Genomic DNA, 22,151 nt, shown 5'->3' on the forward strand with positions numbered 1-22,151 from the left:
AATAATCTTTGTATTTACTGAGTTTACCGTTAAAATAAATGCGGGGGACAAGCGCTTACAAGGAACTCAGGTTGAGCTTGTTGTTGCAGGAAATTTAGAGCGCGAGGGAAAGCTTGTTTCTGTTGAAGCAAAAACAGGAGGAATGAATATGTCTCGTTTTGAAAAGGTAGATCAGTTACTGCAACAATTCGTAGCGAATGGGCCAGCAGGTTGTGGTTGTGCCATTGCACAAAATGGCCAAGTGTTGTATGAAGGGTATCACGGATATGCTGATCTGGAAGCTCGAAAGCCAATCACTGAAGATACTGTGTATCGCTTGTTTTCCATGACAAAGGTTATTGTATGTGCGGCAGCACTTATGCTGTACGAACGCGGACAATTTCTGTTGAATGAGCCTTTGTATGAATATTTACCCGAATATCGTAATCCGTATGTTTTTAAAACTGCTCCTAACGGATACACCTATATGGATAAGGCGGAAACCCCTATTTTAATTAAGCATATATTCAATATGAGTGTGGGTCTTCCTTACGCTTCTCAGTCTTCAGAAACAGGAAAAGCTATGCAGAAGGTCATTACAGCATTAAAGGAGAAGCAGGGGAAATATGACTTGCGCACAGAAATTAAAGCGCTTTCCGAAGTTCCGCTTGCCTTTGAACCGGGAACACGATGGTTATACGGATATGGACATGATCTTGTTGCAGGTCTTATTGAAGTCATTTCAGGAAAATCATTAGGACAATTCCTAAAGGATGAAATTTTTGATCCGCTTGGCATGAACAATACAGGTTACCGTTATCGTGGAGACATTGGATCTCGTATGGCCTCTTTTTACCAACGGACAGACACCGGAGAGCTTGAAAAAATTGAGGGTTTCTTGGACGAGCACCATCAGCCAGACGCTGTATATGAAAGTGGAGGGGTTGGTTTGTATTCGACAGTTAAAGAGTACCTTACATTTTCACAAATGCTGTCAAACGGCGGCATGGTAGACGGTGTAAGGCTATTGGGGAGAAAAACCATTGATTTAATGCGCACCAATCATCTGAATACAGCCCAACTATCTGATTTTACGAATTCATATCATACAGGTTATGGTTACGGACTGGGCGTGCGCACATTAATTGATAAGGCGGCTGGACATGCAAACAGCTCTATTGGAGAATTTGGCTGGACGGGAGCAGCAGGTACTTGGGCTTCTATAGATCCAAGCGAGCAGTTCTCCGTCGTTTATATGCATCAGCTGGCCCCAAATATGGAAGAATACCATCATTTGAGGCTTCGTGCAGCAGCTTATAGCTGCTTGTAAAAGTGAGATTATATATAACGATTTAATCTTTGTCAGTACCGATTCTAGTTAATAAGGACCAAGTTTTCTCCAAAACCTAAACTATTCTTTTCCACATGTCGAAATAAAACGTAGGTATAAGGATTTTGCGAAATTCTTAATTTTAAGTTTCGAAATGGGAGGGAATTAGATTTTGAAGAATAGGTGGTCTGGTTTTCTGGCGTTGGTCATCCTGATCTCAAGTTTTACATCATATGCAGGGTTTGCATTCGCGGCTGATCCGGTGCTTTCCAAGATTGTTCTTTCCTCTAACGAGGTAACTGTGCAGCAGGGCGATACATCTGCGATAACGGCTACGGCTGTTTTTAGCGATGGGACAACCTCAAATGTAACTGTAAGCACGGATTGGAAAAGTGATAATACTTCTATTGCTACGGTATATAACGGTACGGTTTCAGGTAAGGGCGAAGGGGAAGCAACTGTGGTTGCGACCTATAAAGATAAGATACAATCGGTTCAGGTACATGTAACGAAAAAGGTTAAGGCGCTCACATCCAGTGTGCAAAGCCTGAGCTTGCGTTCAAGCGGCAAAGGACAGGTCGATCTGACAGCGACTTACAGTGATAACACGACAGCTCAGGTATCGGGTGATGCGACTTGGACCTCGGATAATCAAAAGGTGGCTACTGTTGTTAACGGATTGGTTACCGCTCAGGGAGCAGGTACAGCCAATATTAAGGCTGTATACGGTCAACAAACCGTAACGATTGCTGTGCAGGTGGAGCAGGTCAAGCGTCTGGATGCCAGTTCATCAGAAGTTTCTCTTTTGTTGAAGGATACCGAAAAGGTAAAATTGACAGCGACCTTCCCGGATGGAACGGTGCAGGATGTTACTGAGTCCGCAGAGTGGAGCTCCAGCAATGCAGCCGTAGCGGATGTGCTGAAAGGCACCATTACTGGCTACAGCGCGGGTAAAGCGACGATTACAGGTAAATACGGTACGATGTCTGCTAGCATTTCAGTGGATGTCGATCAAACGAATAAGCTGAAAGCTAGCGAATCCAATATTTTTCTCCGTTTGGATGAATCCAAGAAAATACAGGTTTCCGCTGTTTACCCGGATGGAACGGTAACGGATGTTACAGATAAAGCTGCTTGGACATCAAGCGATGAGAAAATTGCGACGGTGAATAAAGGAACGATTATGGCAATTGGAGCGGGTTCAGCTACGGTGACCGCTAAGTATGGTGATAAGACAGTTTCGATTAAAACGGACGTTGAAACCTCCAGATATCTCGATTTGAGTGAGGACAAGCTGAGCCTGAGCGCCAAGGAAACCAAAAAGCTCAAGCTGACCGCTACGTATGTAACAGGTACGGAAGAAGATATTACAAGCAAGGCAGATTGGAAATCCAGCAATGAAGATATTGCATTTGTCAGTAAGGGCGAAGTAACGGGCTATAAAACAGGTGAGGCAACGATCACTGCTTCCTATGGGGGCAAAACAGTCACAGCGGCGGTATCTGTGAATGTGCCTGGTGACTTGTCCCTATCCTCCAAAACAGCAACGATTGATATTAATGAGGATTATGTTGCTACTCTGACCGCTACGTATGCGGATGGTCGTAAGGAAGATGTGACACAGGATGCAGAATGGACTTCAAGTGCGGAAGATGTTGCTTCCGTATCCAAAGGAACAATTACGGGTAAAGCAGCGGGTAAGGCGGTTGTTACCGCCACTTATAATGGCAAAAAGCTGACCATTAATGTACAAGTCGGTCTCGTAGACCGTTTGGAAACAGACACACGCGTGATTGCGCTTGGTGCCCAGGAAACGAAGCAGTTGAAAGTAACAGGCGTCAAGAGCGGCGGTACAAAAACAGATGTAACCAAGGATGCTACCTGGACTACCAGCAATGTGAAGGTGGTCGAGGTTAGCGAGGGCTTGATCAAAGCGAATGGCAGTGGCAAGGCTACTGTTACAGCTTCTTATGGCAAGCAAAGCATTACATTTACAGTAGAAGTGGATGTAGCGCAACAGATTGAGGCGGATGCTATCGCGTTATCGCTTAAATCCGGGGATCAAAAAACCATCGCAATTGTGGTCAAATCCAGTGATGGCAAAGAAAAGGACGTTACGGCCCAAGCCGAATGGAAAACGATGAATTATAAGGTAGCTACAGTCAAAAAGGGCCAGGTTACCGCGGTAGGCTACGGTAAAACCAATATTCAAGCGAAGTTTGGCGGGAAATATATCACCGTACCTGTGGATGTCGATACGCTTAAATATTTGCAAACCGACGAAGTCTCGTTGAATTTGAAAGTAGGACAAGTAGCTAAGGTTACGGCTACAGCTACGTATAAGGATGAGTCGGAGAAGGATGTATCCAAGCCAGCAGTCTGGTCCTCGTCCCGAATTATTGTTGCTACAGTCAAAGATGGCAGCATTAAGGCACAGGGTAAGGGTAAAGCTGTAATTACCGTGAAATATGCAGGAAAAACAACGAAGGTACAGGTGAACGTTCAGTAGGAAAAAAGGGGTGTCCCAAAAGCCATGGAAATGGCAATGGGGCGCCCCTTTGCTATGGAGAAGGATTTTCGTTGGCACTCAGATGGACGCTTCGTGAACGGACCGTTGTTGCAATCGCTGTGGTGCCCAGATTTTTACTATTCCCCTTAGTGGTGAAAATCCGGGCACAAAGGCGACCACTTCCGCTTTTCCACAATCGTTCCGTCCTCTCCGCTTCTTTAAGCGAAACAGGTTCTACAATCCTTCTAAAATCAATCAAGCCGCTCTTTGGTAAAATGGATGTGTCGAGCAAGCATTTCACCTTAGAAACTACGACTTATCCTTCTTGGATGGTATGTTGCGCGTAAGCGACTCCGTCAGACGCTTGCCGGTCGGCGTTTGGGCCAAGCCGCCTTTGGCGGTCTCGCGGTGCTTGGACGGCATTGCGCTGCCGACTTCGAGCATCACGTCGATGACTTCGTCAGACGGGATGGCGCTGCGCACACCCGCCAGAGCCATATCCGCGGCGGCAAGCGCGGTCACGGCTCCCAGCCCGTTGCGCACGATGCATGGAATCTCCACGAGTCCGGCGACGGGGTCGCAAATCAGGCCGAGCGTGTTCTTGAGCGCGAGGCCTACTGCATGGATGGCCTGCTCTGGCGTACCGCCGCGCAGCTCGACCATGGCACCTGCTGCCATCCCGATGGCTGAGCCAATCTCGGCCTGGCAGCCTCCCTCCGCGCCGGAGATGAAGGAATTGTTGGCGATGACGTAGCCAATCGCTCCAGCGGCGAACAGTCCGCGCACCATATGCTCGTCATCCCAGCCGAACCGCTCCTGCGCGCTGATGAACACGCCGGGTATGACCCCGCATGAGCCTGCGGTGGGCGTGGCGACAATGCGACCCATGGACGCATTGACCTCCGACACGGAGAGGGCGTACGCCATAGCGAGTGCCGAGGCATCGCCGGAGCAGGTTTCTCCTGCGCGCAAATATTCCGCCAGGCGTTTGCCATCGCCGCCCGTCAAACCGCTGCGGGATACGGTGTCCTGTGTTTGTCCGCGATGAACGGCCTCCTTCATGACTTCATAATAATCAGACATTTGGCGGAAGATTTCTTCCTCCGGTGTGTTCGTCTCTTGTACCTGTTCCTTGATCATCAAGCGACCAATCGTAGTGGATTCCTCGGCGCACAAGGCACCTAATTCATGCAAATGGCTAAACCGCATCGGATTCAGCTCCTTTTTTCAAGTTAATCATTTTGATTTCATACATATAAGGCAAAGCCCGCAGCTCGGCAATTAATTCAGCAGAAGCCGGGCTATCGGTTTCAATGGCAGTGAGCGCTTCGCCATCCCGACCTTTGCGATCCACGTGCATATAGGCAATGTTAATGTCAGCCGCGCCCAGCGCTGAAGTCACCACGCCCAATGTTCCGGGCTTATCCGAGTGGAGAAGCACCAGCGTAGGCAGTTCTCCGGTTAGATTGACCCGAAATTCGTTGAGCTGCTGAACATGAATGTTTCCGCCGCCGATCGAGGAGCCTAGCAGCGTACGCTGATCTTCATCCTTCCATAGCTCGAAGCGAACGGTGTTCGGATGGGGGGCGGGCAGTCCGCTGACAGCGAACTCTACTTCCATCCCGGCTTGCTCTGCACATTGCTCGGCATCCGGGATCCGGTAGTCGTCTGTATCGTAATTCAGCAGTCCGGCGATGAGTGCCAGGTCTGTACCGTGTCCCTTGTACGTATCGGCAAATGATCCGTACAGCGTCATGCGGGCACGGTCAGGCTGCACACCTAGCCAGTGCCGGGCAACACGTGCGAGCCGCACCGCGCCTGCGGTATGCGAGCTGGAGGGTCCGGTCATAGCCGGACCAATAATGGAAAATACATCCTTAAAACGCATGATGTGGCCCCCTGTATGTTTGAATACCATAGTATATGGTGCTGCCGCGCCTTTGCGCGGGTGTGACGGTTTCTAATGCTGACGCAGCATGTAAGCACAAAAAAGACAGGATAAGGAAATTTCCCTTATCTCTGTCCTGGTTACCTGAGAGTTTCGTGCGGTGTAATACCGCCTTACCCCTTGGGTGGCTTGCGCTCTCTCCAGAGTTGCGTCAGATGACGATACATGGACCTGAGAGATTATCCGCCAGCCGGGTGCTGACGTCTTGCTCCTTCGGTGCTGCCGGGATGTAATTCCCAGACAGACTCTCCCGTCATCTTCATTCGCGTATACCGTTCAACATTTCCTCCTAAGCGTAATGTATGCCATGCCCGGTGTCAATCACTGGCTGAGATTTTACAAAATCAGGTGTCTTCTCAATAAAAAAGATTAAATTTTACATAATTATGGATGAAAGCAGGAAGGAATTAGAAGGTTGATAGCTAATCTGATAGAGGACAAGCTAATTTATGGAATAATAGGAGGGGCATTTACGTATGGTAAAAGGTTTCAGGTTCACAGGTTCCCGCTTGAAAAGAATGCTGCATCTGGCGGCAATGGTATCACTGCTGATAGGAATTTTTGTTCCATTCGGTCAGGTCAATGCAGAGGGCGCATTGACGGTAGCGGAAGCGCTTCAGAGCCAAAGCAGCGGAGGTACGGTGACGGTAGAAGGCTACGTCGTCGGACATGCCACCGGATCGAAAACGGCTAATTTCTCTGCCCCGTTTGCCAACGATTTTAACGTACTGATTGCGGATCAGGCAAGTGAACGCAATACGTCTAATCTGTTAAATGTACAATTGACATCTGCGTATAGAGGACCATTCGGGCTGTCAGGCCATCCTGAGCTCATCGGCAGCAAAATTCGCGTGACAGGTACGCTGGGTGCCTATAACAATTTTGGTGGAGTGAAAAGCCCAAGCGCTCTGGAACTGGTAAATGGAAGCGATCCTGGGAATCCTGGCGAGCCTGGTCCTGGTACCCCAGGTCAACCCGGTACGACATTGCCGGATGGAAAAGGCAAAAAAGTGCTGTTCGATAATACGCACGCACAGACAGCCGGAGCGGCGGATTGGGTTATAGATGGAGCCTTTTCCGATTTTGCGGGTGGGCTGCGTAATGCTGGTTTTATCGTGGACCAGTTGAACCGTTCCATCCCTTTTACCTATGGCGAGCAGGCTATAACGTACGACAAGCTGCGCCCATATGATGTGTTCATCATTGGCGAAGCCAATGTTGCCTTTAAGGCATCCGAGCAGGCGGCTTTGGTGCAATATGTGAAGAATGGAGGCAGCATTTTCTTCATTTCGGACCACTATAACGCCGACCGTAACAAAAACCGTTGGGATTCCTCCGAGGTTATGAACGGCTACCGCCGTGGAGCCTATTCCAATCCTGCTAAAGGTATGACAACAGAAGAAGCTGCATCACCAGCGATGCAGGGATTAACCAGTTCCGACTGGCTGGCGACGAACTTTGGCGTTCGTTTCCGCTACAATGCGCTCGGTGACGTGAATGCTACCGATATCGTAGCCGCAGATCAATCCTTCGGCATTACGAAGGGTGTACGTTCGATTGCGATGCATGCTGGTTCTACATTGGCGATTATGGATCCGACCAAGGCTAAAGGAATCGCTTATATCCCTACAGGCACGAAAAAATGGGGCAATGCCGTGGACCAGGGTGTCTATAACGGAGGGGGCCGTGCTGAAGGACCTTATGCTGCTATAGCCAAGGTAGGTCAGGGCAAGGCAGCGTTTATCGGTGATTCTTCGCCAGTTGAGGATGCCACGCCGAAATATGTACGTGAGGAAAACGGACAGTCCAAGAAGACGTACGATGGCTTCAAGGAAGTGGACGATTCCACCTTCCTGGTACAAACCGTCCAATGGCTTGCATGGAAGCAGGACTATACGAAGCTGTCCGATGTGGCGGGTCTGACACTGGATCAGCCAACACAGCTGCTGCCGTTCGAGGAGCCTGCGGCTTCTACGGAACCGCAGGCTGAGCCTTGGGCTGCTCCGGCAGCGGGCTACAAATGGTACGATCCAAGAACGTTCAAGTCCGGCTCCTATGGAGCGGCTTCGTAAGCAGCGAAGTGAGCACAATTTGAGCTGGACCAGCCAGTCGCTTGATCCCTTTAAGGGGGTCAGGCGACTTTTTTGGTGCTGAAAATTAGCTTGTGGTTGGTTATTTCATTACATTTTGTGCCAGAAACAGCATTGAATCCACTGATGAGCATGGGTAAGCAAATTGAGGAAAATCTCGATTATCATGCGACTCTCTCCACGAAACAGAAAAAGGTGCGTGTGCTGGAACTGGATAACCGGATGGACCTTGCTATTGTGCTGACAGAACGTTCAGGCTGGCGGCAGCTCTGATCAAGCTATGTGTAATGAGTGCTAATGAGTACGAACTTCCAGCCTGCGTGCAAGTAGCGACATGCTGTAATTAACAGTGAAGTACAGGAAGGCGGCGAATAGCAGAGCCGGAATGACGAAGGATTGGTTTTGACCTCCGACAATCTGAATGTTATGCGTCAGCTCCGGCAGACTGATAATGACCGCGAGAGAAGTATCCTTGAGCAGGGAAATGAACTGGCTGACGATAGGTGGCACCATGCGGCGGAGCGCTTGCGGCAGAATGATATGCCATAACGTTCTGGAATAGCTCAGCCCGGAGGACCGTGCAGCTTCAATCTGTCCTTTATGAACGGAGTTCAAGCCGCTACGGACAATCTCGGCGATCATGGCCCCCTCAAAGATCGACAGGCCCGTAATAGCTGCCCATTTGAGCGAAATGGATAGGCCAATGGACGGTAAGACCATACCGATGAAAAAAATAATGAGCAATAACGGAAGATTGCGAATCAGATCGATTAAAAAGGCTGCTACTTGTGAAATGACAGGTAAGCGCGTATAGCGCAGGATACCAAACACGATACCGAGCACGAAGCTGAACATGATGGAATAAACGGAGACCTCTAGCGTTAGCAGGAAGCCCTCCAGTATAAAACGCACATTAGGCCATACAAACAAGCCGCTGAAATCCATACGGGCTTCCCTCCTCAGGATGTTTTGGACAGACGACGCTCCATATACAGGACAAAAAAGCTAAGTGGAACCGTCAAGGTAAGGTATAGCAACGCTGTGATGGCATAGACGGTGATGGGCATAAAGGTATCCGAGTTAATCAGATCCGAATAATACATCAGGTCCAGTCCGGCTACTATGGCCAGTACGGAAGAGTTTTTGACCAGATTGATGAACTGGTTGCCAATCGCAGGCAGTACAATTTTAATCGCTTGCGGCAAAATAATACTGATCATCGTCTGGTTGTAGCTCAGCCCGGAGGAGCGTGCGGCTTCAAATTGCCCCTTCGGTACAGACTGGATGCCGGCACGTATCGCTTCTGCAATAAAGGAGGCTGTGTACACGGTCAAGCCAAGCGTTCCAGATGTAAATCCGTCCAAAGGAACGCCCAGAGTGGGAAGTCCCAGATAAAAGAACAACACAACGATCAGCAACGGTATATTACGAATGACCTCTACGTAGACGGTGCCAATCCAGTTCAGCCATTGAAAGGGCGCAATTCGGAGGATGGCGATGATCGCCCCCAGAATAAAGCTTCCGATCAAGGCAATGACACTGGCTTGAACGGTATGAAGCAAGCCTTCTATGAAGCGGTCGCTATGGTCGAAAAGTACGTTGATATCAAAAGTAAGCATCTGCGGATGGCACCCCCATTATTCGGGTTTAGCCCCAAACCATTGCTCGTGGAGCTTATCGTATTCACCGTTGCTTTTCAGTTCCCTGAGCGTGTCGTTAATGGCTTGCAGCAATTCGGTTTGTCCCTTCTTCACTGCAATACCGTAAGGCTCCTCTGTGAAGTTCCCGCCTACGAGGGTATAATTCGGGTCTTGCTGTTGCATGCCGAGCAGAATAGAGTTATCGGTGGTCAACGCCTGCCCTTGACCTGCCTTGAGTGCGTTGAATGCATCCTGGTAGTTTTCGAACTCCAGTATAGTCGCTTTGGGTGCTTTTTCGCGGATATTTTTGGCGGAGGTGGAGCCTTTAACGGCGAGTACCTTGGTAGCGGGGGTTAGGGACTCCAGACCGGTAATCGGACTTCCTTTTTTCACGAGCAGGGACTGCCCGGCGTTAAAGTAGACATCGCTGAAATCGACCTGCTTTTTACGTTCGTCCGAAATGGTCATGGTTGCGATAATGGCGTCGATGTCCCCGTTTTGCAGCAAGGTGATTCGTGTCTTGGATGTGACTTCCTTCAATTCAAGCTTGGTTTCGTCTCCAAAAATATGTTTGGCTACCGCCTTGGCAATGTCGATATCGAAGCCTTCTACTTTCCCGGTAGCTGGGTCCTTCAGACCAAACAGCTTGGTGTCGTATTTCACACCAACGACCAGCTTGCCACGTTGCTTGATGGCTTCCAGCCCGTTGGCTGCCGCCGACTCATTCCCCGACGTTGCCGTTCCTTGCTTGCCTCCACAGCCAGCCAAAACGAGTAGACAGGACAGCATAAGCAGCATAAGGGCACACCATGAATATCTTTTTCTCATTTGAACAATCCCCTTTCGATTAAAGGTCTGTTTAATGGTGAATCAGACGGCTCAGGAACAGGCGCGCCCGCTCTTCACCCGGATTCTGAAAAAACTCGGCAGGCTGACTGTCTTCTAAAATCTGTCCTTTGTCCATGAAAATGACGCGATCCGCTACTTCTCGGGCAAAGCCCATTTCATGAGTCACAATGACCATGGTGATGCCCTGATGGGCAAGCGAACGCATAACATCCAATACCTCCCCGATGGTTTCGGGATCAAGTGCGGAGGTAGGCTCGTCAAACAGCATGATCTTTGGATTCATAGCGAGGCCCCGGGCGATAGCAACCCGTTGCTGCTGCCCCCCGGACAATTGGGCGGGGTAGCTCTGTGCTTTTTCCTCGATCCCAACACGCTTCAAATAGGTGATGCCTGTTTGGGTAGCCTCTTCCTTGGAGATGCCCAGCACCTTCATAGGTGCGAGTACAATGTTCTCAATCACCCTTTTATGGGGATACAAATTGAAATGCTGGAATACCATACCGATATTGCGCCGGAAGGCGTTAATATCAATCTTTTTGTCATGTACAGGTATTTCGTTGACGATTAGCTCTCCGTCCGATATGGTTTCCAGACGATTGATGCAGCGTAGCAGGGTGCTTTTACCCGAGCCGGAGGGTCCGATGATCACGACGACCTCGCCCTCCTTAATCTGAAGATTGATGTCTTTTAGTACATGGAAGTGACCAAAATGCTTGTTGACGTTGCGAAACTGGATCAGAAGGCTCACCCCTTTCAGGCTTGGATACATAGCTTGGTAGATTGGCTGGCATGATCAAGCTCTATCAAAATTTCAAAATTTTCTCTCATGATACTATAAGCTTACAATAAAAAACAAGATTTTATGTCATAAAACTTCACTTTAAGTATATTTTTTATGTAATTTTTCATGAGTGAATCGCTATTTTCACATGTGAATGAGCATGAATGCACAATTTAATGTTATTTTATTTGACATAAAATAATCTCCTTCGACATTCCAAGGGAGAAACGTGACAAAAGCAACGGTATGTTTTACAGTAGGGGAGAAGGAATTTAGGGTAAAGGAAGGTTAGTGCAATGACGAAAGCTATTTCACCGCTGGTAACCGCATTGGGCATGGAGCCCCATCCGGAAGGCGGCTGGTACAAAGAAATGTGGAAGTCCCATTTTCAAATTCCGAAGCCTGTACTGCCGGATGTGTATTCCGGTCCGCGCTTTGCAGCTTCATCGACGTATTTTTTGCTGCATCCGGGCGAGTTCTCCGAGTGGCATGTCGTGCATTCGGATGAGCTGTGGCTGTATCATAGCGGAAGCCCTGTGGAGTTGAAATTGGGTGGAAGCGGAGAACAACCTGGTGAAGAAACGGTGATTATCGTCGGTGCCGATGTAGAGGCAGGACAGCATCCACAAGCGCTGGTGCCAGGCACAGTATGGCAAACGGCGCGTCCGCTTGGGGATGAGCCTGTGCTGGTAACCTGTGTCGTTGCTCCGGGATTCCACTTTGACGATTTCAAGCTGATTGCAAAGGGTAAAACTGAATAAAGAAGTTTTTATTGGCGGGTGTGTTCCTTATATCAACAGGAATGGCCCGCCTGATTTATATTCTCAGCTGGGTTTGGATTGTTTCCTGGCTTATAGAGGTGCAGGTTGTTTTTTTGCATGGACATTATGGCGCTTTCGAATGTCTTTTGCGAGGTTTTTGATCCGTGTAGTGTTGTATGAACTGCTCTGTTTCCGGCTAATCTTGGAATACACGGCATAACGATTTCTTCCCATTCGTTTGGCATAGTACATGGCAATATCTGCCTCTTTGACTAATGTTTGCAAATCACCCTTCTGGGATGGGTTCGAACTAATGCCAATACTTCCCGTGACAGATAGTCTGTGTCCATGAATGCTGTAGGCGCTGCTGATTTTTCTTAGGAGGAGCTGCGCTAAAATTTTTACCTGATCGGAATCAAAATTTTTTATAATGAGTAAAAATTCATCCCCTCCAATTCGAAAAGCCTTTTGGTTCGCATTCATGACTTGTAGCAGATGAAGGCTAACTTCACGTAGCAGCATATCGCCAACCTTGTGCCCATAAGCATCATTAATGGCTTTGAAGCCGTCCAGGTCAATGTATAAAATAGCGGTGCTTTCTTTGCCTTTATATTGCTGCCAAAAGTGGTTGAGCGCATTCCGATTGAACAAACCTGTTACAGGGTCTTGGTAAGCAAGTTTCCTTAGCATAGTTCTTTCCACAAATACAGATCTTAAAAAAATCCCAAGGCATGTCCATACGATCAGGTTTAAGATCAATAAACATAAGAGCATGTAGGAGTTTTGAGCTAAATTCAAGTTCATGTCACCACCCATATCATGATAGTACCCCTTCCTCGCTTTGTGTAAGCCGAGAAAGGGGATTGCTTGATTATTTCATTCTTTTATTTTTATGCATCCGTCTGTATTTCAAATAGGCACCCAGAAGAATGAAAGACATTCCGCTCAAATAGAAGGGAGCAGGACTGTTTTCTCCTGTCTGCGGTAATTTATTTACCTGCGGAGTACGACCTGGATCACTTGGGTCCTCGGGGTCCTCAACAGGGAACTTGATGCCTCCTTTGGGTATGGGTTCATCTTCAATCTCTACAGGTGGAGATGATTTCTGAGGAGGATCCATTTCTGGCGATTCCGGCAGCGCATCGGGTTCTGCAGGAGGCTGTTCAATCTCTGGAACACCCAATGGCACATCTTCATCTTCAACGATCTGTGGCTCATTGGTTACTGGCTTAACGGGTACATTCGGCGTTTCTGTGGGCTCAGGATCTTTATCGTGCTTTTTACCTGAACCCGGATTCGTAGGCGTCCCTGGATTCGTAGGCGTTTCCGGATCGGTAGGTTTACCCGGATCAACAGGGGTCACTTTTTCATTGGTCACCACGATCTGCTTAATACCCGAGCTTAGTTTAACCGTCGCGTCTATTTTGACCGCTGTCTTCGAGGCTGTTATTTTATAGCCTGCTGGAGCCGCAAGCTCCTCCAGAATATATTCATCATACAGCAATGAATTGAACAAAATTTTCCCGTCTGCATTGGTAGTTTGAATGAGCGGGGCTCTTTTTTGGTTCTTATCATAGAGTGCAAAGCGTGCTCCAGGCAACACCTTGTCAGGATGATCCTGGTCAACCTTGGTCACTTCCAGGCTTCCTGTTATGCCTCCCCCTGATCCTGAACCAGAGGATGTCCGCACGATGACTTCTTTACTGGTTTCTCTCAGCTCCGTAGTTAAGCGATCGCCCTCAAAATAGACGCTGTTACTCACTTTCGCTTTATCATCCGCTTGAATAAAAGATTGATATTCCAAAATATAGCCGGATGAAATGGCCTGTGTGAAGCCAAGCTCAAAGGATTGCTGACCTTGATCGTTTGTCGTAATTTTCAGCTTATAATCCTGATCCTTGACTAATTCAGTGCCTTTGGCAGCCTCTCCGTTGGCTGATACTTTGGTGGAATACAAATGAAAGGAATCTTCAATCAGGATTTGATTGCTGCTGGGTGTATCCAGGATTTTGGCGTTGGAGACATAAGATTGCCCTTCATTGATCCGGATCTGCCAGTCGATCTTATTACCATTCTGGCTACCGGCTTTTGTAACGTATTCTCCCCCATGAGGCACAGTTACTTTGGCTGTCCACTCGGAGATCATGTTTTTTCCGTCCATCAGCAGAGCTTTATTGTTGATTTCTTTATCAATAAGCTCTCCCTCCAAGGTGGTCTGGAAAGTGATCCAGTAGGGAGTGTTGATCTGTTCATTAAAACGGATACGCAACTCATTACCGTTGTCGGCGGTGGGAAGAACAAGGGTGTATTGGTCTGCCGACAGTTCAGTTCCCTTTTCCACACCATTCCACCATCCAAGCAGTGTCATGCCATACACTTTGACAGAGCCGGGAACCAGCTTCTGACCTTGCTGTAGCGTATCCTTTATTTCAGCCTGATTCAGGGTTTTACGGTTATAGTTCGTCAAGATGTCCCATGTGATGTGCTTGGAGGTAGCGTTATAGCTTCCTTGCTTGGCACCGTTCTGCTGTGTCAGATTGTCAGGCCATAGCCGGGCTTCGGCTTCAGCAGAGTAGGGTGTTCCATTTTGCACCCATGAGATGGAAGCTTTATTCCAGAACTCCGGCTTGCTCGTATCCTTTTTCCATTCATTGTTAAATGTTGTTGAATAGCTGATGGTATACGCGTCCTGGATTGTTTTATGGAAACGTATCGTGAATCCTTGCTTATAGTCTTGCGATAAAGGAATCAGTTCATAATCTGCTGGTGATGTTAGTGTTAATTTTCCGTCTGCGCTTTGGATCTTTAATGTATCCGGTAAGAGAGCCAGACCGCCATTCGGAAACGTATCGTTGATCACAACCTGATTCATCGTGTATTTATCCGTATTGATGGCAATAACCCAGGGAATCGTTTTTGTGTTGTAGTTCGGTTCCTTGAAGCCTTTGACAATGACCCCGCTTTTTAGATCAGTGGTGGTATCTTTGGTTACTCCATCAGACGTTACGGTATTCGTTATCCGTTCATTTTTAAGTACACGATCTATCGCTTTGGTTTGATAACGGATCGTGTATGCTGCCTCCACATCGGAGTTGAAGCGTAAATCGAAGCCGTTCGCCGTTTCATTGCTAACCAGTGAGACGGTATATTCAGAGGATGAAAGTTCCTCAGAAGTAGCTCCTTTGTACACTTTAAGTGAACTGGCCACGAGCTGCTGGCTTTTGTTGAAGCGGTCAGCTAACACGGCTTTCTCGGCGGGAATTTTCTTTTCGCCAAAATTATACTTGATCGCCCAGGATACCGTTTGAGTAACCGGGTCGTATTGCTCCACTTTTTTGGACAAAAATTCGCCGCGTTGAACAGTTACTGTAGCTGTTGCAGAAGCTTCTTTCGTATTGCTGCCTAAAAAAGTGGCTGTGTTGGAAAAACGGGATTCTTCGCTGGTGATGTTAGTGGAGTATTGGATCCGGTATGCGCTGCGGATGTTCTCATCTTTAAAACGGATGATGAAGCCGGTACCAGCCGAATCGGCTTCCAGCGTATACTTATCCCTATCCACCGGATCACGCAGCAAGGTTGAACCATCCACGTTGATTTGTAAATGGTATAACCGGATAGAATCCCTTACCAGCTCCAACCCTTGGGGAGTCGGGTCGGTGACTACAGCATGTTGAACCGTATCCAATTGTTTATTTACGTCAATCGTCCAATCAATCTGATGGGTTCCATTGGCTTTCCCTTGCTTATCCAGGGAAGAGCCTGCCGCAGGCTTGATATTTACGACTGCTGTTTGTACGCCACCCTTGATCGGGATGGTGATAATGACCTCTGTACTGCCTTTTTCTATTTGTTTGCTGAACTCGGTCTTAACCTCCAGTTTTCCGCTGACATTGGAATGGCTCTCCACGTAATCGTTAAAAGTCATGACCACTTTGCCTTGGCGGTCTACCGTGAAATGGCCAACATTTCCATCTGTCGTAACCAAAGGAGAGGAGATATCTGTGTAGATTTCAAATTGCTCGGGCAATTGAAAGGTAAAAGTGTCTCCAGCTTTGTACGTATTGTTGGGAAGCTCCCAGTCATAAATGAGATGGACTGCATCGTCAATGTCCAAGCGACTATCGGGATTGTATACCGCATCAATCACTTGACCGGTCGCATCGGTCAGGGTAAGTTTCGTTAAAATACTCGCTTGAGCGGCTTCTTCAGAATTTGTGGCGGCCGCTGCCTGAACAACAGGAGTTGGTAGGGAAGGAGGCTTCTGTTGTTCTGGTTCTATGACTGGTTCTGTTTCGGGTACTACGATATCATATACATCATTTGTAACGTTTTGCCCTGTCTCGGTCCCGGCAATTTCCGGCTGCTCCGGGGCAGGGATTTGAGCATAAGCTTGTGTGATGCCAAAAAAGCTTTGTAAAATGAGTAATAATGCAATAAACATTACATTCCATTTTTTTCTCATACTCTATTTAAGTCTCCTTTCTAAAGATTACTGTATATTGTATTCATGTCCGGGCGTTTATAGCATCCCTCCTTCTTTCCCGGAAGTAATATATTCAACGGACTAAGAGTCTGTCCAATGAAATAGAGATAACCCCTAATGCTGCAAATGAGTGTAAGTTAATCTAAGTAGCGAAGGGTGTTCGGATATGGCGAACAGATCCAGCTTTAGGTGCTTTGTCGGGCCTGAACAATGAGGCGATGTGTCGGATTTACAAGAGGGTCACATGTAATTAATGTGAGCAGCTTTTGATTTTCAAAGCTTTTCAGAACGGAGACGTCTGTAGGAGCGACAATCGAAATTTTATAGACTGTATAACTATATTGTTCACCCTTGGTATTAATCATGATTTTATCTCCAATCTTTACCTCGTTCAGCCGATTAAATAAACGTCCTGCTGTACGCGCACGGTGGGCTGCTATGGCGGCATTTCCTGTCTGACCCAGAGCTGCCGTTTCCGACATATGTACAGATGCGTGCCTCATATTATCCCGAGTTGCACCCTCCAGCACAGGAAGCTTCAAATCAATACGATTAATGCTAATGGTGGCAATGGGGAGTTGCTTAGGATCTGGTTCATTTGCGGGTACCGAAGGACCTCGTGTGGTTTCGGTGCCCGTGTTTTCTGCAAGTTTGCTGGACAAGCGCTTATAGCCGTCGATAATGCTAGGGTTCAGTACTTCGGCCTCTTTCAAAAGCTCGCTCTGCTTCCGATCTTCGTTCCATTCATTGGCTTTAGGAAACAAAATAATGAGTATTCCCAAGGCGATGAACAAGTATGATAACTTACGCAATTTAAAAACCTCCCTAACATATGTAAGGTGTATCGCGTACTGATTTTAAAAATCCCCCCTTTCTCATTTAGTGTAGTCTGAGAAAGGGAGGGTATGATTATTTTTATTTTTTGCCCATCCGTCTATATTTCAGATACACGCCGCAAATGATCATAGCTAGACCTGTTAAATAGAAGGGAGCAGGGCTGTTTTCTCCCGTTTGTGGCAATTTATTTGCCAATGGTGAAACATTCGGATCTTTCTGTATATCAGCAGGAACTTTGATTCCACCACGAGGCAGAGAGTCGTCATCACTTTCCACGGGAGGATTAGGTTCCTTATTAGGTTTAATGATTGGTAATTTCGGTTTTACTTTCGGTGCAGGTGTAGATTCAGGCACGATGCTATCTAATACCGGGCTCTCACCATCCACAGTCTGTTCTTTATTGTCCACTAAAGGAACGGATATAGACGGCGTAGTTGTTGTTTCAGAATCTTTGTCACGTTTTTTACCTGATCCCCCCGGGCTGGTAGGCGTACCTGGATTAGTAGGCGTACCTGGGTTGGTAGGTGTACCAGGCGTGCCTGGATTAGTAGGTGTACTAGGCGTACCCGGATTAGTAGGTGTACCTGGATCTGTATTGTTTTCTTTTTGGTTGGTTACCACAACCTTCTTTATGCCGGCGCTTTGTTTGATCGTATCGTCTATTTTGATTTCAAGCTTACTATCCATTAATTTATAGCCTTGGGGAGCTACAAGCTCTTCCAAGATGTAATCATCATGGAGCAATGCAGAGAACACAATCTTCCCTTCCGCATTGGTAGTTTGAATGATTGGGGCTCTTTTCTCCGCTTTATCATAGAGCGCGAATTTTGCTCCAGGCAGTACCTTATCAGGCTCATCCTGATCAACCTTTGTAATTTCGAGGCTTTCTTTAATACCACTGCCTGAACTGGAGCCGGAAGAAGTCCGCACAATAATTTCTTGATTCGTCTCCTTCTGTTCTGTCGTTAAGCGATCCCCTTCGAAAGATACTTTGTTACTCACCTTTTCTTTGTCAGCTGCATCAATGAACGCTTGATATTCCAGGATAAAGGCGGAGGAAATCTCCCTCGTAAAAGCAAGCTCAAAAGTTTCCTGACCTTGAGCATCTGGCTTGAAAATGAGCCTGTAATCACGATCCCTGGTTAGCTCGGTACTCTTGGTAACCTTCCCGTTTTCAGACACCACAGTTGAATACAGATGAAAAGAATTCTCGATCAGAATCTGATTGCTGCTGGGATGATCCACAATTTTAGCATTTGTTACTTGAGACTGTCCTTCGTTTATACGGATTTGCCAGTTGATTTTATTTCCGTTCTGGCTGCCGCTTTTAGAAACATATTCTCCACCGTGAGGTAAGGTTACTTGGGCTGACCATTCTGAAATTATATTTTCTCCATCCAGAAAAAGGGCCTTATTGCGGATTTCTCTTTCAATAAGTTCTCCTTCTAGCGTCGTTTGGAACGTAATCCAATATGGGGTTTGGATCTGATTTTTAAATTGGATACGCAACGTGTTGCCATTTTGTTCGGATGGAAGAATAAGTGTGTACTGGTCTGCTGATAATTCGGAGCCCTTTTCCACGCCATTCCTCGATCCAGTCAGTGTCATGTCGTACACTTTAACGGAGTTTGGCAGTAGCTTCTGACCTTGCAGCAATGGATCTTTTATTTCCGGTTGTTTCAGGGTCTTACGGTTATAGTTGGCCTTAATGTCCCATGTAATGTGTTTGGAGCTGGCATTGTAGCTTCCTTGCTTGGCTCCATTCTGCTGCGTCATGATGTCTGGAAAGACCCGGGCGTCTGCTTCTGCAGATTTTGAATCTCCGTCCTGCTGCCATTCAATGATGGATTTATTCCAGAACTCAGTTTTTTTCGTATCTTTTTTCCAGTCATTATTGAATGTAGTTGAATATTTGATCGTATAAGTATCTTGAATTGGTGCATGGAAAATGATACTAAACCCTTGTTTATAATCCGGTGATAACGGAATAAGATCATAATCTGCGGGGGCTTGAAGCTCTGTTTTTCCGTCAGCGGATTGGATTTTCAAAGTGTTCGGCAACAAGGCCAAGCCGTCGTTGGGAAATACATCCTTGATGACGATATCGTTCATAGTATATAGATCTTCATTGATGGTAATAACCCAAGGTATGAATTTTGCGTTGTAGTTCGGCTCCTTGGATTCTTTAATAATAATTCCACTTTTAAGTTGTGCGGTGGCATCCTTAGAGACTCCACCTGAAGTTACACGGTTCGTTACCTTATCATCTTGGTATACACGTTCTTTGGCTTTCGTTTGATAACGAATGGTATAGGCTGTATCTACATCGGAGTTGAATTGGAGATCAAAGCCGTTGCTGTCCAGATCATTCGTAACCGGAGAGACGGTATATTCTGAGGATGGAAGTACCTCTTGAGTGTCGTCTTTGTATATTTCAAGTGAAGCGGGAAGCCATACCTGACTATTGTTGAACCGATCACTTAACAAGGCTTTGTCGGCAGGTATTTTCTTTTCGCTGAAGTTGTACTTGATCACCCAAGATACCGTTTGTGTAACAGGATCGTAGCTTTCCACCTTCTTGGACAAAAATTCTCCGCGATCAACCTGTACGGTAGCGGTAGCAGAGACACCATTCATAGAGTCTCCCGAAAAAGTAGCTGTGTTGGAGAAACGGGTTTCGTCACTTGTAATATCTGTGGAATATTGAATCTGATAGGCTTGGCTAATGCTCGCGTCTTTAAAACGAATAACAAAGCCCGTACCGGCTTGATCTGGTTCGAGCGTATACTTATCCTCGCTGATTTGGTCCTTAACTACCGTCGAGCCGTCAATATTGACTTGCAGATTATACAATTGGAAGGTGTCTCGCAGCAGCTCCAGCCCTTGAGGAGTCGGGTCTGTTACGATCGCATTCTTTACGGTGTCCAATTGTGTATTCACATTAATGGCCCAGTCAATCTTGTTTTTGCCGTTAGCTTTTCCTTGTTTGCTTATTGGGGGCCCAGAAGCGGGTTTGATGTTGACGATGGATGTTTGTACCCCAATCTTAATTGGAGTCGCAATAATGACTTCTGTGCTGCCCTTTGCAACTTCCTTACTGAACTCGGTTTTTACTTGCAGTTTTCCGCTTACGTTGGAATGATTCTCTACGTAATCGTTAAAGGTCATAATGACTTTCCCTTGGCGATCTACCGTAAAGGTACCAACCTCGCCATCTGTTGAAATCAACGGAGACGAGATATCTGTGTAAATTTCAAATTGTTCCGGCAAGTTAAAGGTGAAGATATCTCCTTCTTTATACTGATTGTCCGGAATCTCCCATTCATAGCTCAGCTGGACTGCCGCGCCAATATCCACACGGACGCCAGGATTATCCACAGCATCAATGATACGGCCGGTTTCATCCGTCAAGATCAGCTTGGTTAAAATATTGTCTACTTGAACTGAGCTGGCCGCTGCCTGAATCATAGGAGCTATGCTGGGAGGTGCCTCTAATGGTTCAGGGTTTGGAATACCGTATACATCTTTCATAACTGTATTCGCAGGATCGCTTACAGCGCTATCTGGTACAGCCGTGGTTGAAGTGTCTGCGTAAGCCAGCGCTGCACTAAAAAAGCTTTGGAAAATAAGCAATAGTACAATGATTGTTGCATTTATTTTTGTTCTCATGCTCTTAAGTAAGTCTCCTATTCATCATAATATTATGGAAAGTACCCGGGCGGTTTTGGTTCCCCCCTCTTTCTTGTCCCGGAAATAGTATATTCAACACTTTTAGTTTTTAAATGACTGACTAGGTATACAATACCTTCCTTATCTCAACAATTTCTCAACAAGAATAGAAAAAAGCCCTGATCGCAGTGATCAGGGCTTTCTATAAAAAATTAATATTGTTTTGTTTTTGTATATTTGGAGGGCTCTTTGGCCATTGCAAACTTCTGTTTTCCTTCTTTTAGAGCGGCATCCACTGTAGTGTCAATGATAACCCATTGATTGTTGATATTGACTTCATTCCAGGCGTGGTAAGTTTTCACATAGGAGGATTCACCCATAACCAGCTTCGTTGGAACATCCACACTTCGAAGCATGGCGGCGAACAGTGAAGCATATCCATAGCAAATGTCTTTTTGCGAAACCAGTGTGCGATCAATTTGTGGAAGATAGTCTGTTGATAGGGTGAAAGGCTGGTTGGAATCGTATTTAATATGACTAATGACATACTCGTAAATACGTTTCACCTTTTCATCATCTGTCGTTGCACCTTTGGTTAATTCCTTGGCTTTCCGAATCGCCTGATTCGTATCGCTCCAGTCAATATTTTGAATAGAATTGAGGTATATGGTTTTACTGTCATTCAAATTTAACTGGACCGTTTCTTCACCTATCACTTTATACTGGTTGCCAGTTAGCTGTTCCAATAAACGAATGTTATAATTGCCATTGCCCATTTGAAGAGCGAATGCTTCCTCGGGTTTGCTCGAATTCAGATAATAAGAGTATTTCTCCGCATCCTTGGTAATTACGATCTTGGTTTTGACATTGGAGTTGACAGGATAACGTATACTAACAATACCGTGGTTTACGTTGTTTTGATTCAGCCATGCCTGACTTTCGGCAGCAAATGCTGTCGTATGTAGGGGGATGGATAACAAAAAAACTAAAATTAGTAAAAAACACGACATTTTCCTCATAGAAAAACTTCCTTTCGGCGGCCAGGCTGCCATCTAAAAAAAGAAGGCCCTATAGCTTTGCGTCCCTGCCTTTCGACAGGTTTGCTATTATCGTATAAAGTTTTTCAGGAAAAAAAGACACGACAAAAAGCCTCTCCAACCGGTAGCTGGCTGCCATCTTAAAAAGAAGGCCCTGTAGCTTTGCGTCCCTGGCTTTCGACAGGTTTGCCATTTATCCTGAACAGTCTATATCTATCATTCTATCAGTTGGGCTCCC

15 protein-coding genes, 1 pseudogene and 3 riboswitches are annotated in these 22,151 nt (G+C 46.6%); of the genes and pseudogenes, 5 read left to right on the forward strand and 11 right to left on the reverse strand.

Going from position 1 to position 22,151, the window contains the following annotated elements; all coding sequences use genetic code 11:
- Positions 1-148 precede the first annotated feature (148 nt).
- Both C1I60_RS08485 and C1I60_RS08490 read left to right on the forward strand, forming a co-directional pair.
- The gene (locus C1I60_RS08485; RefSeq protein ID WP_137061322.1) at positions 149-1,309 is read left to right on the forward strand and encodes a serine hydrolase domain-containing protein; all 1,161 of its coding nucleotides are present in this window, start codon (positions 149-151) and stop codon (positions 1,307-1,309) included.
- 172 nt (positions 1,310-1,481) lie between these two features.
- Positions 1,482-3,818, forward strand: coding sequence for an Ig-like domain-containing protein (locus C1I60_RS08490; protein ID WP_137061323.1), 2,337 nt, complete (start codon positions 1,482-1,484; stop codon positions 3,816-3,818).
- Between the two features lie 309 nt (positions 3,819-4,127).
- Here C1I60_RS08490 and sdaAA read toward each other — a convergent pair whose 3' ends face one another.
- Both sdaAA and sdaAB read right to left on the reverse strand, forming a co-directional pair.
- Complete coding sequence (gene sdaAA / locus C1I60_RS08495) at positions 4,128-5,027, reverse strand: L-serine ammonia-lyase, iron-sulfur-dependent, subunit alpha (RefSeq protein ID WP_137061324.1); 900 nt, start codon at positions 5,025-5,027, stop codon at positions 4,128-4,130.
- Positions 5,017-5,706, reverse strand: coding sequence for an L-serine ammonia-lyase, iron-sulfur-dependent subunit beta (gene sdaAB / locus C1I60_RS08500; protein ID WP_137061325.1), 690 nt, complete (start codon positions 5,704-5,706; stop codon positions 5,017-5,019). Before sdaAB ends, sdaAA begins: the two co-directional genes overlap by 11 nt.
- A 209-nt stretch (positions 5,707-5,915) precedes the next feature.
- A riboswitch (glycine riboswitch) is annotated at positions 5,916-6,029 on the reverse strand.
- A gap of 213 nt (positions 6,030-6,242) precedes the next feature.
- Between sdaAB and C1I60_RS08505 the strand changes: the two genes are divergently transcribed.
- Positions 6,243-7,838 carry a DUF6359 domain-containing protein gene (locus C1I60_RS08505; RefSeq protein ID WP_137061326.1) on the forward strand — a complete coding sequence of 532 codons (1,596 nt, stop codon included), beginning with the start codon at positions 6,243-6,245 and terminating at the stop codon, positions 7,836-7,838.
- Between the two features lie 120 nt (positions 7,839-7,958).
- Positions 7,959-8,069 (forward strand): annotated as a pseudogene (locus C1I60_RS08510) (ABC transporter ATP-binding protein); the annotation flags it as partial.
- 81 nt (positions 8,070-8,150) lie between these two features.
- Here the strand turns inward: C1I60_RS08510 and C1I60_RS08515 are convergent.
- From C1I60_RS08515 to C1I60_RS08530, 4 genes are read right to left on the reverse strand one after another with little or no spacing between them, the layout of a single operon-like run.
- Positions 8,151-8,801: an amino acid ABC transporter permease gene (locus tag C1I60_RS08515; protein ID WP_137061327.1), complete on the reverse strand. Its 651-nt coding sequence runs from the start codon at positions 8,799-8,801 to the stop codon at positions 8,151-8,153.
- Between the two features lie 14 nt (positions 8,802-8,815).
- Positions 8,816-9,475, reverse strand: coding sequence for an amino acid ABC transporter permease (locus C1I60_RS08520; RefSeq protein WP_137061328.1), 660 nt, complete (start codon positions 9,473-9,475; stop codon positions 8,816-8,818).
- An 18-nt stretch (positions 9,476-9,493) separates the two neighbouring features.
- On the reverse strand, positions 9,494-10,324 hold the full coding sequence (locus C1I60_RS08525) for a transporter substrate-binding domain-containing protein (protein WP_137061329.1): 831 nt from the start codon (positions 10,322-10,324) through the stop codon (positions 9,494-9,496).
- 31 nt (positions 10,325-10,355) lie between these two features.
- On the reverse strand, positions 10,356-11,114 hold the full coding sequence (locus tag C1I60_RS08530; protein ID WP_137061330.1) for an amino acid ABC transporter ATP-binding protein: 759 nt from the start codon (positions 11,112-11,114) through the stop codon (positions 10,356-10,358).
- A gap of 308 nt (positions 11,115-11,422) precedes the next feature.
- Here C1I60_RS08530 and C1I60_RS08535 point away from each other — a divergent pair, with 308 nt between their 5' ends.
- Positions 11,423-11,887, forward strand: a complete 465-nt coding sequence (locus C1I60_RS08535; RefSeq protein WP_014279425.1) for a cupin domain-containing protein — start codon at positions 11,423-11,425, stop codon at positions 11,885-11,887.
- Positions 11,888-11,977: 90 nt separating this feature from the next.
- Here C1I60_RS08535 and C1I60_RS08540 read toward each other — a convergent pair whose 3' ends face one another.
- The 5 genes from C1I60_RS08540 to C1I60_RS08560 form a co-directional block, all read right to left on the reverse strand.
- Positions 11,978-12,703 (reverse strand): GGDEF domain-containing protein, encoded by a 726-nt coding sequence (locus C1I60_RS08540; RefSeq protein ID WP_252361635.1) that lies wholly within the window; start codon positions 12,701-12,703, stop codon positions 11,978-11,980.
- A 55-nt stretch (positions 12,704-12,758) separates the two neighbouring features.
- Positions 12,759-16,349 carry a collagen binding domain-containing protein gene (locus C1I60_RS08545; RefSeq protein WP_137061331.1) on the reverse strand — a complete coding sequence of 1,197 codons (3,591 nt, stop codon included), beginning with the start codon at positions 16,347-16,349 and terminating at the stop codon, positions 12,759-12,761.
- Positions 16,350-16,555: 206 nt separating this feature from the next.
- A complete protein-coding gene (locus C1I60_RS08550; RefSeq protein ID WP_137061332.1) occupies positions 16,556-17,182 on the reverse strand; it encodes a class D sortase in 627 nt (208 codons plus the stop codon).
- Between the two features lie 103 nt (positions 17,183-17,285).
- Positions 17,286-20,876 carry a collagen binding domain-containing protein gene (locus tag C1I60_RS08555; RefSeq protein WP_137061333.1) on the reverse strand — a complete coding sequence of 1,197 codons (3,591 nt, stop codon included), beginning with the start codon at positions 20,874-20,876 and terminating at the stop codon, positions 17,286-17,288.
- A 212-nt stretch (positions 20,877-21,088) separates the two neighbouring features.
- The gene (locus C1I60_RS08560) at positions 21,089-21,856 is read right to left on the reverse strand and encodes a transglutaminase family protein (RefSeq protein ID WP_212734448.1); all 768 of its coding nucleotides are present in this window, start codon (positions 21,854-21,856) and stop codon (positions 21,089-21,091) included.
- Between the two features lie 52 nt (positions 21,857-21,908).
- A riboswitch (cyclic di-GMP riboswitch) is annotated at positions 21,909-21,991 on the reverse strand.
- Positions 21,992-22,033: 42 nt separating this feature from the next.
- Positions 22,034-22,114: riboswitch (cyclic di-GMP riboswitch) on the reverse strand.
- Between the last annotated feature and the right edge of the window lie 37 nt (positions 22,115-22,151).

Origin of the sequence: Paenibacillus terrae (assembly GCF_005217525.1) — a bacterium.
GTDB classification, from domain to species: Bacteria; Bacillota; Bacilli; order Paenibacillales; family Paenibacillaceae; genus Paenibacillus; species Paenibacillus terrae_C.

Excerpts from the sequence above, each read along its gene's own strand:
- C1I60_RS08485 (WP_137061322.1), top strand. The coding sequence starts at position 149 with ATGTCTCGTTTTGAAAAGGTAGATCAGTTACTGCAACAATTCGTAGCG.
- sdaAA (WP_137061324.1), bottom strand. The coding sequence starts at position 5,027 with ATGCGGTTTAGCCATTTGCATGAATTAGGTGCCTTGTGCGCCGAGGAA.
- sdaAB (WP_137061325.1), bottom strand. The coding sequence starts at position 5,706 with ATGCGTTTTAAGGATGTATTTTCCATTATTGGTCCGGCTATGACCGGA.
- C1I60_RS08505 (WP_137061326.1), top strand. The coding sequence starts at position 6,243 with ATGGTAAAAGGTTTCAGGTTCACAGGTTCCCGCTTGAAAAGAATGCTG.
- C1I60_RS08515 (WP_137061327.1), bottom strand. The coding sequence starts at position 8,801 with ATGGATTTCAGCGGCTTGTTTGTATGGCCTAATGTGCGTTTTATACTG.
- C1I60_RS08520 (WP_137061328.1), bottom strand. The coding sequence starts at position 9,475 with ATGCTTACTTTTGATATCAACGTACTTTTCGACCATAGCGACCGCTTC.
- C1I60_RS08525 (WP_137061329.1), bottom strand. The coding sequence starts at position 10,324 with ATGAGAAAAAGATATTCATGGTGTGCCCTTATGCTGCTTATGCTGTCC.
- C1I60_RS08530 (WP_137061330.1), bottom strand. The coding sequence starts at position 11,114 with ATGTATCCAAGCCTGAAAGGGGTGAGCCTTCTGATCCAGTTTCGCAAC.
- C1I60_RS08535 (WP_014279425.1), top strand. The coding sequence starts at position 11,423 with ATGACGAAAGCTATTTCACCGCTGGTAACCGCATTGGGCATGGAGCCC.
- C1I60_RS08540 (WP_252361635.1), bottom strand. The coding sequence starts at position 12,703 with ATGGGTGGTGACATGAACTTGAATTTAGCTCAAAACTCCTACATGCTC.
- C1I60_RS08545 (WP_137061331.1), bottom strand. The coding sequence starts at position 16,349 with ATGAGAAAAAAATGGAATGTAATGTTTATTGCATTATTACTCATTTTA.
- C1I60_RS08555 (WP_137061333.1), bottom strand. The coding sequence starts at position 20,876 with ATGAGAACAAAAATAAATGCAACAATCATTGTACTATTGCTTATTTTC.